Genomic DNA, 16,412 nt, shown 5'->3' on the forward strand with positions numbered 1-16,412 from the left:
GCGATTTGGCGAGATGGATGCCGGACGGCAACATTGAATACTTGGGCCGGATCGACCATCAAGTCAAAATCCGCGGATACCGAATTGAGCTGGGCGAGGTCGAATCGCAGCTGCTCCAAGTGGAATCGGTACGCGAAGCGGTGGTCATGGCTCGTGCAGACGAAACGGGCCAAAAACAAATGGTGGCCTACTATGTCGCCGGGCAAGAGCTCGGAGCCAGTGAGCTGAGAAGTGAGCTGGGCCAGGAGCTACCAAGCTACATGGTGCCGTCGTACTTTGTACAGCTGGAGCAGATGCCGCTGAGTCCAAATGGCAAAATTGACCGCAAAGCCCTGCCAGCACCGGAAGGCAGCCTGCAAAGCGGAACCGATTATGTCGCACCGCGAACGTGGGTGGAAGTGAAACTGGCGCACATTTGGCAGGATGTACTGGGTCTCACGCAGGTTGGTGTGAAGGAAAACTTCTTCGAGATTGGCGGACACTCGCTGCGGGCGACGACACTGGCCTCGAAGATTCACAAGGAGCTGAACAAGCCGCTTCCACTGCGCAGTATTTTTGAAGCACCAACGATTGAGCAACTAGCAGTCGTACTGGAAGGTCTCGATCAAGTAACCTATGCGTCCATTCCGGTAACGGAAGAACGCAGCTTCTACCCGTTATCCTCGGCGCAAAAACGACTGTATGTGCTGCATCAGTTTGATCCAAGTGATGTGAACTACAACATGCCGTCGGTGCTGCAAGTGAGTGGTCCGCTGGATGTGAAACGAGTAGAAGATGTGTTCCGTCAATTGATCGCCCGCCATGCGACCTTGCGTACCCGCTTTGAGCTGATCGACAGTGAGCCAATGCAATGGGTTGAGGACACCGTGCCGTTCGAGGTGGAATATACGAAGGTACAAGCAGAGCGTGCAACTACGGATACAGATCAGGACACATCTACAGATTTGGATACAGCTACGGACACGACGGTCAGCCAGGAAGCACAAGAACAGGTCCGGCAGTTTGTGCGTCCGTTCGATCTGAAAGCTGCGCCGCTGCTGCGGGTAGGCTTGGTGGATCTGGGCGCACAAGGAGCAGAGCAGGAATCCCAGCATTTACTCATGCTCGATATGCACCATATCGTTTCGGATGGTGTGTCGATGGAGGTACTGACCAATGAATTTGTCCGCTTGTATGGCGGTGAAGAGCTACCGGCATTGCGGATTCAGTACAAGGATTATGCGGTATGGCAGCAAAGCGAAGCCCACCAGGAGTGGATGCAGCGTCAGGAAGCGTACTGGCTGGGTACCTTCCGGGGCGGCGTGCCTGTGCTGGATCTGGCAACCGACTTTGCCCGTCCGGCGGTGCAGAGTACGGCAGGGGATACGATCGAATTCGGACTGGAGCGTGAAGTTAGCGAACGCCTGAAAGAACTGGCTTCGCAAACAGGTTCAACCTTGTATATGGTGCTGCTGGCGGCGTACACTACGCTCTTGCATAAATACACAGGCCAAGAAGATATCGTAGTCGGCACGCCGATTGCTGGAAGACCGCATGCGGAACTGGAGAGTCTGGTAGGTGTCTTCATCAACACGCTGGCAATCCGAAATTATCCGTCTGGCGACCAATCGTTCATGGATTATCTGCAAGAGGTGAAGGAGCATGCGCTCAGTGCTTATGAGCATCAGGACTATCCTTTTGAAGAGCTGGTTGAAAAGCTGAATTTGACGCGGGATACGAGTCGAAATGCGCTGTTTGACACGATGTTTGAGTTGAAAACATTGGAGCAGCAGGAGTTCGAGCTGGAAGGTCTGACCTTGAATTCATATCCGCTGGAAAATAATACGGCCAAATTTGATCTGAGCTTGGATGCAATAGAGCAGCCAGAAGGCATTCTGTGCCGTCTGGAATACAGCACGGCGCTGTACAAGCCTGAAACGATTGCGCGATTGGCGCAGCATTTTACCGAACTCGTACGTGCAATTACACTGCATCCACAACAGCCACTGGCAGCTTTGGATATGGTACCTGCCGAGGAAAAAGCACAAATCATCTCCGGTTTTGGAAATGTGGGGGTAACGGATTGTGCTGCTGTTGAAGCAGGAGCCTTATTCCATACCTATGTGGAAGAACAGGCACAGCTTGTGCCGGATCGCGTGGCGGTGGTGTACGAGGAGCAGCAGCTTACGTACCGAAAACTGAACGAGCGCGCGAACCAATTGGCGCGGAGATTGCGGAACGAAGGCGTTGGACGCGAGTCGATGGTTGGCATTTTGAGCGAGCGCTCGGTGGATATGCTGGTCGGCGTATTGGCGGTATGGAAAGCCGGAGGTGCATATGTACCGTTAGATGCAGACTATCCGTCCGAACGTATTCGTTTCATGCTGGAGGACAGCGGTGCCACGGTACTGTTGACCCAAACGGGGTTGCAGGAGCGTGCACAGGTCTGGCTGGATGACAGCGAAGCAGCATCCGAATCCGCAGCGAACTTGCGTCTGCATACCGTACTGGCGTTGGACGATGAGTCGCTGTACATCGGAGACACCACCGATATCGAGCCGATTAACGAACCGCAGGATCTGGCATATGTGATCTACACCTCCGGTACAACAGGACGTCCGAAAGGGGTCATGATTGAGCATCACAGCTTGGTGAATACGGCTGCGGCGTATCGTCGGGATTACCGTCTGAACGAGTTCCCAGTACGACTGCTGCAACTAGCAAGCTTCTCCTTCGACGTGTTCGTCGGGGATATTGCGCGGACGCTCTATAACGGCGGCACGATGGTTATTTGTCCGAAAGACGACCGGATTGATTTTAGCCGTTTGTATGACTGGATTCGCGATTACCAGATTACCGTATTCGAATCGACCCCGGCCCTGATCGTACCGTTTATGCAGCATGTGTATGAACAGGGGCTGGACATGAGCAGTCTGGAACTGCTGATTACCAGCTCGGATAGCTGCAGTGTGACGGATTACCGGGTGCTGCAAGAACGATTTGGCGCAGATATCCGCATTATGAACAGCTACGGCGTCACAGAAGCAGCAATCGACTCCAGCTTCTACGATGAAGATCTATCGAAGCTGCCAAGCAGCGGTAATGTGCCGATTGGTCAGGCGTGGCTGAACGCCCGCTTCTACATTGTGGACAGCCAGCTGAATCCAGTGCCGATCGGCGTACTGGGCGAGCTGTGCATTGGCGGAGCTGGAGTGGCACGAGGCTATCTGAATCGTGCAGACCTGACCGCCGAGAAATTCGTAGCGAATCCATATGTGCCGGGTGAACGATTGTACCGCACAGGCGATTTGGCGCGGTGGATGCCGGATGGCAATGTGGACTTTATCGGCCGGATGGATGATCAGGTCAAAATCCGGGGCTTCCGGATTGAACTCGGCGAGGTGGAAGCGCAGCTGCTGACCGTGGACGGCATTCAGAAAGCCATCGTCACCGCCTGGGAAAACGAAGACGGAGACAAGGATTTGTGTGCGTATGTCGTAGCCTCTGAGGCGCTGAATTTGCCCGAGCTGCGCAACCTGCTGCAGCCCAAGCTGCCGGGGTATATGATCCCGACGTATGTCGTACAACTGGATCATTTCCCGCTGACACCAAACGGGAAAATTGACCGCAAAGCGTTGCCTGCGCCGGAAGCGCGCCTTGAAGGAGGCACGGCGTACGTGGCACCGCGGACACTGCTGGAAGAGCAGTTGGTACGTATTTGGCAAAGTGTTTTGAATCACCCGCGGATAGGCATCCAGGATAACTTCTTTGAAGTGGGAGGACATTCTCTGCGCGCGACAACACTGATGGCGAAAATCCATCAGGAGCTGAATTACAAGCTGGCGCTGCGAGATATTTTCCAATATCCGACGATTGAGCAACTGGTGCAGGTGATGGGAGAAGATCAGACACAGCAAACGTATGTATCCATCCCTGTTGCGGAGGAACGTGCATATTATCCGGTTTCCTCGGCGCAAAAACGGATGTACGTGCTGAGTCACCTCGAAGGCGGAGAGGTTAGCTACAATATGCCAGGCGCTTTGATCATTGAAGGTTCCTTGGATAAAACGCGACTGGAGCAAGCCTTCCGCCAGCTGATTGCCCGTCATGAAGCCCTGCGAACTAGATTCGACATGGTGGATGGCGAGGTGATTCAACGGATTGAATCGGGCGTCGCATTCAATGTGGAGCATGTGCAGGCAAGCGAAGAAGAGACCCAGCAGTACGCACAGGACTTTGTACATGCATTTGATCTCGCACAAGCACCGTTGCTGCGGGTTCAGCTGGTGGAAACCGGACCGGAGCGTCACGTCATGCTCTATGACATGCACCATATTATTTCGGATGGCGTGACTGAAGGAATTATCGTGCAGGAGTTCTCTCAATTGTATGAAGGCAAGGAACTGCCGCCCCTGCGCATCCAGTACAAGGACTATGCGGTTTGGCAGCATGCCGATATGCAAAGTGAACGTCTTCGTGAGCAGGAAAGCTACTGGCTGAACACGATGGCTGGTGACATTCCAGCACTGGATATGCCAACGGATTTTGCAAGACCAGCCGTACAGCGTCTAGAAGGAGCTCGATTGGAATTTGCGATCAGCTTGGAGGACAGCGAGCAGTTGAAACAGCTGGCCGCGCAAACGGGATCGACCTTGTACATGGTGTTGCTGGCCGCGTATAGCACGCTCTTGCATAAATATTCGGGGCAGGAGGATATTATCGTCGGCACGCCGATTGCCGGAAGACCGCATGCGGAACTGGAAGGCTTGGTAGGCGTATTCCTCAACACGCTGGCGATCCGCAATTATCCGGCTGGCGACAAAACGTTCCTGGATTATCTGCAAGAGGTCAAAGAGCATGCGCTCAGTGCTTATGAGCATCAGGAATATCCTTTTGAAGAACTGGTTGAAAAGCTGAATTTAACGCGGGATACGAGCCGGAATGCGCTGTTTGACACGATGTTTGAGCTGAAAACATTTGAACAGCAGGAGTTCGAGCTGGAGGGTCTGACCTTTAAAACGTATCCGACGGACAATCATACGGCCAAATTTGATCTGACCTTGGATGCAGTGGAGCAGCCGGAAGGCATTCTGTGCAGTCTGGAATACAGCACGGCGCTGTACAAGGCTGAGACCATCGCGCGATTGGCACAGCATTTTACCGAACTTGTACGTGCAATTACCCTTCATCCACAGCAGCCACTGGCAACTTTGGATATGGTAACTGTCGAGGAAAAGGCACAAATCATCTACGGTTTTGGAGATGTGGGAGTATCGGATGTTGCTGCTGTTGAAGCAGGAGCCTTGTTCCATACCTATGTGGAAGAACAGGCGCAGCTTGTACCAGATCACGTGGCGGTGGTGTACGAAGAGCAGCAGCTTACGTACCGCACACTGAACGAGCGTGCGAACCAATTGGCCCGTAGACTGCGGAATGAAGGTATTGGCCGCGAGTCGATGGTCGGCATTTTGAGTGAACGTTCGGTAGACATGCTGGTCGGCGTGTTGGCAGTGTGGAAAGCTGGTGGCGCATATGTGCCGCTAGACGCAGATTATCCGTCCGAACGTATTCGTTTCATGCTGGAGGACAGCGGTGCGACGGTACTGTTGACCCAAACGGGGTTGCAGGAGCGTGCACAGGTCTGGCTGGATGAAAGCGAAGCAGCATCCGAGCCGGCAACAGGGCTGCGTCTGCATACCGTACTGGCGTTGGACAATGAGTCGCTGTACACCGGGGATACCGCTGATGTAGAGCACATCAACGAACCGCAGGATCTGGCGTATGTGATCTACACCTCCGGTACAACGGGACGTCCGAAGGGCGTCATGATTGAGCATCGCAGCTTGGTGAATACGGCTGCGGCATACCGTCGGGATTACCGTCTGAACCAGTTCCCGGTACGGTTGCTGCAACTGGCGAGCTTCTCCTTCGACGTGTTCGTCGGGGATATCGCGCGGACGCTTTATAACGGCGGAACGATGGTTATCTGTCCGAAAGACGATCGCATCGACCCAAGCCGTCTATATGGCTGGATTCGCGACTACCAGATTACGGTGTTCGAATCGACCCCGGCCCTGATCGTACCGTTTATGCAGCATGTATATGAACAGGGACTGGACATGAGCAGTCTGGAATTGCTGATCACCAGCTCGGATAGCTGTAGCGTGACGGATTACCGGGTACTGCAAGAACGATTTGGCGCAGATATTCGCATTATGAACAGCTACGGCGTCACGGAAGCGGCGATTGACTCTAGCTTCTACGACGAAGAACTGTCGAAGCTGCCGGACAGCGGCAATGTGCCGATTGGCCAGGCGTGGCTGAACGCGCGCTTCTACATCGTGGACAGCCAGCTGAATCCGGTGCCGATCGGTGTACTGGGTGAGCTGTGTATTGGCGGTGCCGGGGTGGCACGAGGCTACCTGAACCGTGCAGAACTGACGGCCGAGAAATTTTTAGCGAACCCGTACGTACCGGGTGAACGATTGTACCGCACAGGCGACTTGGCGCGGTGGATGCCGGACGGCAATGTGGACTTTATCGGCCGGATGGATTATCAAGTGAAAATCCGCGGCTACCGGATCGAGCTGGGCGAGATTGAAACGGCGATCCAGCGGGTGCCAGGCGTGCGTCAAGCAGTAGTCATCGACCGGACGGATGAGCGTGGACACAAGTACTTGTGCGGATACATCACGGGAGAAGCCGAGCTGCGGATCGAGGAGGTACAGGCCGAACTGGAAGCCGGGCTGCCAGCGCACATGGTGCCAGCACGTTTGATGCGACTGGAGACGATCCCCCTGACGAGCAACGGCAAAATCGACCGCAAGGCCTTACCGGAACCGGAAGGAAGCATCCATACCGGTGCAGCCTATGTGGCACCGCGTACCACGGTGGAGCAAGTACTGGCTGCGGTATGGGCCGGAGTACTCGGCGTGGAAGCGGTAGGCACGCAGGATAACTTCTTCGAGCTGGGTGGCGATTCGATCAAGGCCTTGCAAGTATCCTCCCGATTGCTGCAAGCAGGTTATCGACTGGAGATGAAAGACCTGTTCAGTCATCCAACCGTGTCTGCCTTGGCACTGAAAGTTCAATCGGTGACCCGATTGGCGGATCAGAGCGAAGTGGTGGGCGCTGTGAAACTGACACCCGTTCAACAATGGTTCTTTGAGCAGAACCTGACGGATGCTCATCATCATAACCAGTCCATTATGCTGCATAGCAAGGACGGTTTTGATGAACCGGCATTGCGCACGGCGATGGATCAAATCGTTAGCCATCACGACGCACTGCGTATCATTTTCCGTCCTAGTGAGCACGGTTATGAAGCCTGGAACCGCGCGGTCGGTGAGGGCGAGCTGTATACGCTGGATCGGGCCGACTTCAGAAATGAGTCTGAGGTGTCTACGGCGATCGAGGCTAAAGTGAATGAAATTCAGGCGGGTATTCAGTTAAGCGAAGGACCGCTGGTGAAACTGGGGCTGTTCCATTGCCCAGATGGTGATCATTTGCTGATGGCGATTCATCACTTGGTGGTGGATACCGTATCTTGGCGCATTTTGTTCGAGGATATTACAACCGCCTACGAGCAGGCATTGAACGGACAAGCGGCTCGTCTTCCGCACAAAACGGATTCGTTCCGCATCTGGGCGGATGGGCAGTCTCAATATGCGAACAGTCCGGCCATGGCAGCAGAACTCGCATTCTGGCAGGAAATGGAACAAGGCGTATATCAGCCGCTTCCAAAAGACGAGTCCCCTTCTCATTCCTTAAATAGGGACAGCGAGAACATTACAGTTACGTGGACAGCTCAGGAAACGGAGCAGCTGTTAAAACAGGCGCATCGTGCCTACAACACGGAGATGAATGATTTGCTGCTTACCGCATTGGGACTGACGATTCATCGCTGGGCGGGCCTGGAACGAGTGCTCGTGAGCCTGGAAGGTCATGGACGGGAGTCCATTCTGCCAGAACTGGATATTACGCGCACCGTGGGTTGGTTTACGACCCAATTCCCGGTTGTGCTGGATATGAGCGTGGGGCAAGACCTTTCACAGCGCATCAAACAGGTGAAAGAAGGACTACGCCGCATTCCGCAAAAGGGCATTGGCTACGGTATGTTGAGATACCTGTCCACAGCACGTGAGCAAGAGCGTTTTGTAACCGAGCCTGAAATCAGCTTTAACTATTTGGGACAATTTGATCAAGATATGCAAAATCAATCCATTGGCGTATCTCCTTACGCTAGCGGTGCAGAGCTTAGCGCCCATGCAGCCAGATCGCACACGCTGGATATGAACGGACTGATTTCGGAAGGCGAACTGCAATTGACGATCAGCTACAGCAAGCAGGAATATCGTCGTGAAACGATGGAGCAGCTAGCTGAAGCGTTCCGAATCAGTTTGCAGGAAATCATTACGCATTGCACAAGCCGCAAACAGCAAGAGCTGACGCCAAGCGATGTCATGCTGAAACATGTAACCATGGCCGAGTTGGATCAATTGGTCGAGCGGACTCGTGACATCGGGGAACTGGAGAATGTCTATGCGCTGACGCCGATGCAAAAAGGCATGTTGTTCCATAGTCTGATGGATGCAGCGTCAGGTGCTTATTTTGAACAAACGACCTTTGATTTGCACGGACGCTTCCAAGCGGATATTTTCCAAGACAGCTTGAATCATTTGGCACAGCGGCATGAGATATTTAGAGCCAATTTCATCAGCGGTTGGCAGGATGAGCCTGTGCAGGTTATTTTCCGACGCAAGGAGGTTGGTTTTAGATGTGAAGATTTGCGTCATCTGAATGAGCAGGAGCGTGACGCGTATGTGAAGGAATTTATTCGCAAGGACAAGGCAGCCGGATTCGATTTGTCCCGGGATGCGTTGATGCGCGTGGCGATTTTACGAACAGGTGATGAGGATTATTATTTTGTGTGGAGCTCTCATCACATCTTGATGGATGGCTGGTGTGTGGCGTTAGTCACGGATGAGGTGTTTGAGGCTTATTTTGCAGCCGTGGAGCATAGACAGCCGAAGCTTGCCCCCGTGACTCCATACAGTCAGTATATTGAGTGGCTTGAAGCACAGGATGTAGAAGCAGCAGCTTCCTACTGGAAGGATTATTTGCTCGGCTATGATCAGCAAACTTCGATTCCGACCGGAAAAGCAGGCGTGAAAGCGGACGGTGCACAATTTGAGCATATCCTGTGCGATCTCGGCAAGGACTTGACCGGACGTATGGAAATGGTGGCCAAGCAGCACCACGTGACCGCGAATACATTGCTGCAAACAGCCTGGGGCTTGCTGCTCCAAAAGTACAACGGTAGTGACGACGCTGTTTTTGGCGGTGTAGTGTCTGGTCGTCCAGCGGATATTACGGGGATCGAAAATATGGTGGGCTTGTTCATTAACACCATTCCAATACGTATCCGCAGTGGGGCTGAGGACACCTTTGCTGACATGATCAGAACGAATCAACAGCAGGCGCTGACTTCTCAAGATTATGAAACGTATCCGCTGTATGAAATTCAAGCCTTGAGCGAGCAAAAGCAAGATCTGATCAACCACATTATCGTGTTTGAAAACTATCCGGTGGAGGAGCAGGTCGAGCAACTTGGCGAAGGTGCAGCGTCGGATTTTGAAATTCGCAATGCCGGCATGATTGAACAAACCAACTATGATTTCAATCTGGTCGTCATGCCGCTGGAAGCGATGAAAATCCGATTTGAATACAATGCGAAGCGATATGATCGAGAAGCTGTTGAACGGACTCAGGGCCATCTGATACAGCTGTTGGAGCAGGTGGTGGCGAAGCCGGACATTCGAGTGCATGAGCTGGATATGGTAAGTGAGCAGGAGCGCGAGCAAATTCTCAGCGTATGGGGCAATACAGCTGCTGAGTATCCAAGCGAGCAAACGATTCATGGCTTGTTCGAGACACAAACGGCGCAGACACCGGAACAGCCAGCGTTGTTCTTCGAAGGAGAGCAGTTGACCTATCGCGAGCTGAATGAACGCGCCAATCGTCTGGCTCGTACCTTGCGTAGTCAAGGCGTGACGAAGGATCGATTGGTGGGTCTAATGACCGAGCGTTCGGTAGACTTGATCGTGGGGATCTTAGGCATTTTGAAAGCCGGGGGTGCATATGTGCCCATCGATCCGACGTATCCGGAGGAGCGTATCTGCTACATGCTGGACGACTCGGGTGCGAAGCTATTGTTAACGCAAAGCCATCTGGTGGATAAAGTGGCTTTCGACGGTAACGTGCTGGTGCTGAATGGGGAGCAAACGGTGTACCACGAGGATGGTTCCAATCTGGAGCCGTGGTCCGGTCCGAACGATCTAGCCTATGTGATTTATACGTCAGGGACCACGGGGCAGCCGAAGGGTGTTATGTTGGAGCATCGCGGTCTATGCAATCTGAAAACGTATTTTGATCAGACGCTCAAGATCCGCACGTCGGATCATACGTTGCTGTTCGCCAGCTATTCGTTTGATGCGGCTTGCTGGGAAATCTTCCAGGCGCTGTTCTGCGGAGCCACGTTGTATGTGCCAACGTCAGAGACGATTTTGGACTATGAGAGATTCGAGCATTACATGACAGAACATCAGATTACGGTGGCGACATTGCCACCGACCTATGCGGTGTATCTGGAGCCGGAGCGGATGCCAAACCTGCGTATTCTGTTCACTGCGGGTTCTGCATCTTCAACAGAATTGGTGTACAAGTGGAAGGATCAGGTCGCGTACTACAATGGCTACGGTCCAACTGAAAACTCGGTGGCGACATCCATCTGGCCGGTATCCGAGGATGAGAGAGCCGGACAACTGATTTCCATCGGACGCCCTGTGCCGAATCATCGGGTATACATGGTGGATGTGCATGGACATTTGGCTCCGGTGGGCGTAGCGGGTGAGCTGTGCGTGTCCGGTCCGGGTCTGGCTCGGGGTTATCTGGATCGTCCAGAGCTGACGGCTGAGAAATTTGTACCAAATCCGTTTGCGGCTGGTGAAGCCGGCTACGAACGAATGTACCGTACGGGTGACTTGGCGAGATGGATGCCAGACGGCAACATCGAATATTTGGGCCGGATCGACCATCAGGTGAAAATCCGGGGCTATCGGATCGAGCTGGGCGAGGTCGAGGCACAAATTTTGAAGGTGGAGGACGTACAAGAGGTCATCGTACTGGCCCAGTCAGACGAACAGGGGCAAAACCAACTGGTGGCGTACTATGTTGCTGAACGGGAAGTGAGCGCTGGTGAGCTGCGCAGCTTACTGGGCGAGGAGCTTCCAAACTACATGGTGCCTTCGTATTTGGTGCAGCTGGAGCAGATGCCGTTGACACCGAATGGTAAAATCGACCGCAAGGCACTGCCAACACCGGAAGGCAACCTGCAAAGCGGAGCCGATTATGTAGCACCGCGGACATGGGTGGAAGTGAAGCTGGCGCAAATTTGGCAGGATGTGCTGGGTCTGGCGCAGGTCGGTGTGAAGGAAAACTTCTTCGAGATTGGCGGACACTCGCTGCGGGCGACGACGCTGGCCTCGAAGATTCACAAGGAGATGAACAAGCCGCTTCCACTACGCAGTATTTTTGAAGCGCCAACGATTGAACAACTGGCAGCGGTCATGGAAGGTTTGGATCAAGTGGCGTATGCGTCCATTCCGGTGACGGAAGAACGCAGCTTCTACCCGCTTTCCTCGGCGCAAAAACGACTGTATGTGCTGCATCAGTTCGACCCGAATGATGTGAACTACAACATGCCGTCAGTGCTGCAAGTGAGTGGTCCGTTGGACGTGAAGCGAGTGGAGGACGTGTTCCGTCAACTGATCGCCCGCCATGCAACGTTGCGTACCCGCTTTGAGCTGGTGGACAGTGAGCCGGTGCAATGGATTGAGGACACCGTGCCGTTCGAGGTGGAGTATACGAAGGTACAGGTAGAGGGTGCAACTGCGGACACGATGGTCAGTCAGGAAGCACAAGAACGTGTGCAACAGTTTGTACGTCCGTTCGATCTGCAATCCGCTCCGCTGCTGCGGGTAGGCTTGGTAGATTTGGGTGTACAAGGAACCGAGCAGGAACTACAGCATTTGCTCATGCTCGATATGCACCATATCGTCTCGGATGGTGTGTCCATGGGAGTACTGACCGATGAATTTGTCCGCTTATACGACGGTGAAGAGCTTTCCCCATTGCGTATACAGTACAAGGATTATGCGGTATGGCAGCAAAGCGAAGCCCATCAAGAGTGGATGCAACGTCAGGAAGCGTACTGGCTCGACACCTTCCGGGGTGAACTGCCTGTGCTGGATCTACCGACGGACTTTGCCCGTCCGTCGGTACGAAGTACGGCAGGCGATACGGTGGTGTTCGGGCTGGAGCGTGAAGCTAGCGAACGCCTGAAGGAACTGGCGGCGCACACAGGCTCTACGCTGTATATGGTGCTGCTGGCTGCATACACCGCGCTCTTACACCAATACAGCGGGCAAGAAGATATTGTAGTCGGCACACCGATTGCAGGACGACCGCATGCAGATTTGGAACCGATCCTCGGGATGTTCGTCGGTACGTTGGCATTACGAAACTATCCGACAGCGGAACATACCTTCCGCAGCTACGTGGAAGAAGTGAAAGTTTGTGCTCTGCAAGCCTATGAACATCAGGACTACCCATTTGAGGAACTGGTGGAAAAGTTAAATGTGAAGCGGGATATGAGTCGCCATCCGCTGTTCGATACGATGTTTACCCTGCAAACCACCGAGGAAGGCGAACTGCAACTGGCAGATCTGAGCTTCCGTCCATACGGCTTGGAGCAAACGCCAGCGAAGTTTGATTTGACGCTGGAAGCCAGAGAGGAAGAGGCAGGTATCCAGTTCGGATTGCAGTATGCAACTGCGTTGTACGAGCGCGAAACGGTAGAACGGATGACGCGTCACTTTGTTCGCTTGGCCGAAGCCGTGGCGGCGAACCCGGATGCGAAGCTGGGTGAGCTGGAGTTGATTACGGCAGAAGAAACCGAGCAGATTCTGAAGGTGTTCAATGATCCGAATGCGCACAGCCTGCTTGGAGCATTACAAGGCCGTTCGCTCAGCGAACGCTTTGAAGAGCAGGCTGAGCGCAACCCTGAGCGGATAGCAGTTGTGTCTGGAGCCACCGCGATGACCTATGCCGAGCTGAATGAGCGTGCGAACCAATTGGCTCGTGTGTTACGAGCCAAAGGGGTCGAAGCAGATCAACCGGTTGGCGTATTGCTGGAACGTTCTGCGGATATTCTGGTGAGCATTCTGGGGGTACTTAAGGCCGGAGGCGCATATGTGCCGATGGATACGATGTATCCACAGGAGCGCATCGACTACATGCTCCAAGACAGTGGGGCCAAGGTCGTGATTACAAGCAGAGTCGCCAACCTGTCGCTCAGCTTGCCATCCCTAGTACAAGCTGTAGTTCTTGACGACGAGGACGTTCAAGCTCAGTTGGGAGCACAGGATGCGAGCAATCTAATCCCTGTCGCCCGCCCGCATCACCTGGCCTATATGATTTACACGTCAGGCACCACCGGTCAGCCGAAAGGGGTCATGATCGAGCAGGGCAGTGTTAGCAATCTGGTAGATGCTTTATTGGAGCGAGTATACAGCCGTTATGAACAGCCGCTTCATGTTGCATGGCTGTCGGCATTTGTATTTGACGCTTCAGTGAAGCAAATCTTTGCCAGCTTGCTGTTAGGCCACACCCTGCACGTGGTGTCCCGTGACGTCAGTCTGAGCGGAGAGCATTTGATCGCCTACTACCGCACGCACCGGATTGATCTGTCGGACGGCACACCTGCGCATCTGCATATTTTGAACGAAAGCGTCAATGTGACGGAAGCGCCGGAAGTGAAGCATTACCTGATCGGTGGCGAAGCATTATCCGTGCAGCTGGTAAATGTGTTCCTGCACAAGTGGTCCGGGTATCATCCGGTCATTACGAACGTGTATGGTCCGACCGAAACCACGGTAGATGCGACTGCTTATACGGTTGAAGATGTAGAGTCCCTGAACGTACTGCTGGAAAAAGGGGAGCATACGGTATCTATCGGAACGCCGATAGCGAACCAGTCTGTGTACATCTTGAACAGCCAGCAACAGCTGGTGCCGATCGGTATCGCAGGTGAGCTTTATATCGGAGGTGCAGGTGTCGGACGAGGATACCTGAACTTGCCGGAGCTGACGGCAGAGAAGTTCGTCCCGAATCCGTTCGCTGATGCAGCCGATCAAGCGGACAGCACTCACGCAAACCGGATGTACCGGACGGGCGACCTGGCACGGTGGTTGCCAGACGGCAGCATTGAGTATTTGGGCCGGATCGACCACCAGGTGAAAATCCGGGGTTACCGGATCGAGCTGGGCGAAGTGGAAGCGCAGCTGCTGACCGTGGCCGGCATTCAGAAAGCCGTGGTCACAGCATGGGAAAACGAAGACGGACACAAGGACCTGTGTGCCTACATCATAGCTTCAGAGTCCCTGAGTTTGCCGGAGCTGCGCAATGCGCTGCAGCCGAAGCTGCCGGATTACATGATCCCGACGTATGTGGTACAACTGGATCGTTTCCCGCTGACACCGAACGGGAAAATCGACCGCAAAGCGTTGCCGGCACCGGAAGCACGTCTCGAAGGAGGCCAGGAGTACGTTGCACCGCGGACGCCGCTGGAAGCCAAACTAGCCCAAATCTGGCAGGATGTCTTGAAGCTGTCCACCGTAGGAGTCACCGACTCATTCTTTGACGTGGGTGGGCACTCCCTGCGGGCAACGACGCTGGTGGCCAAAATCCATCAGGAACTGGACAGCCGGATTACGCTGCGTGAGGTGTTCCAACACTTTACGATTGAGCAGCAAGCCCAGCTCATAGCTACGCACGGCACAGACACCTATACGATGATCCCTGCGGCGGCGAAACAGGCGTACTACCCGGTTTCCTCGGCTCAAAAACGACTGTACATTTTGAGCCATCTGGAAGGTGGGGATCTTAGCTACAATATGCCGGGTGTATTAACCGTAGAGGGACCGCTTCAGGCCGATCGGCTGGAGGATGCGTTCCGTCAGTTAATAGCCCGCCATGAAACGTTGCGGACTTCCTTTGAAATGGTGGAAGGCGAGGTCGTTCAGCGGGTGTACGATCAAGTGGAGTTTGCAGTAGAGCACTTGCAGGCCAGGGAGTCCGAAGCCGAAGCCTATATCGGGTCCTTTGTACGCAGCTTTGATCTTCGTCAGGCACCACTGCTGCGTGTCCGTCTCCTTCAAACTGGACCAGAGCGCCATCTCCTGATGTACGACATGCACCATATTATTTCGGACGGTGTATCGTCTAACAATATCGTGCAGGAGCTGGTACAACTGTACGAGGGACAGGCATTGGAGCCGTTACAAATTCAGTACAAGGACTATGCCGTGTGGCAGCAGCAGGAGATGCAGCGTGAATCATACCAACGCCGGGAACACTTCTGGCTGGAGCATTTAGCCGGAGAATTGCCGGTACTGGATTTGCCGATTGCTTATCCTAGACCTGCTGTTCGCAGCTTCGAGGGTGCGATGTATGAATTTACAGTGGACGCGAATGTATCCGAGCAACTGCACCGAATTGCGGCACAGACCGGAAGCACGCTGTACATGGTGCTATTGAGCGCCTACACCGTTCTGTTGTCCAAATATAGCGGTCAGGACGATTTAATCATCGGTACGCCGGTAGCAGGCCGCTTGTTGCCTGAGCTGGAGCCACTGATCGGAATGTTCGTCAATACGCTAGCCATCCGGCATCAGCCGAAGGGCAACCAAACGTTCCACAACTACTTGCTAGAAGCCAGAGATCGTACGCTGCAAGCCTTCGAGCATCAAGATTATCCACTGGAAGAGTTGGTGGAAAAGCTGGATGTAGCACGGGATGCAAGCCGTAACCCGTTGTTTGACACCATGTTTGTACTGCAAAATACAGAGTCGCAGGAAACGAGGCTAGAAACGCTGTCCTTTAGTCCATATGTTCAGGAGCATCGTATCTCCAAATTCGATTTGACCTTGTCTATGAGTGATGAAGACGGGGTGATCAAGGGTTCCTTTGAATATTGCACGAAGCTGTTTGCGGCCGACGCAATAGAACGATTAACGAGAGATTTGATAGCGATTCTATCCCAAGTCACAGCAAACCCAGATGTACTGCTAAGCGACATTCAGGTGAACTCAGACGAGCAGCCGGAAGGTTTTTCACCGGATTCCATCGACTTTGTTTTTTAAAATCAGTTTCTAAATCAGTTTTCTAAATGTAATGAATTCACTTTGCGTGTGCAGAGGGCGGCGGCTTGTCCGACTGCCCTTGCCTGCAAAGTATTCTTTTTCTGACACAACGCTCATGTACGTAACAACGCACCATCCAACCGGGGGAACAGGCCCCGAGAAGCAGGAGGG

The 16,412-nt window shown here is 53.6% G+C and carries 1 protein-coding gene (cut by a window edge); it reads left to right on the forward strand.

Translation table 11 applies throughout. The annotated features are described in order from the left end of the window. A protein-coding gene (locus MHI21_RS12040; protein WP_342420075.1) for a non-ribosomal peptide synthase/polyketide synthase crosses the window boundary here: on the forward strand, positions 1 to 16,241 show its 3' portion. Its footprint begins 25,918 nt before the window's first position; 16,241 of the gene's 42,159 nt are visible here — the last part of the coding sequence; its start codon lies beyond the left edge, outside the window; its stop codon occupies positions 16,239 to 16,241. Positions 16,242 to 16,412 lie beyond the last annotated feature (171 nt).

It is taken from the genome of Paenibacillus sp. FSL H8-0168 (assembly GCF_038592955.1).
In the GTDB taxonomy this organism is placed as follows: Bacteria; Bacillota; Bacilli; order Paenibacillales; family Paenibacillaceae; genus Paenibacillus; species Paenibacillus polymyxa_B.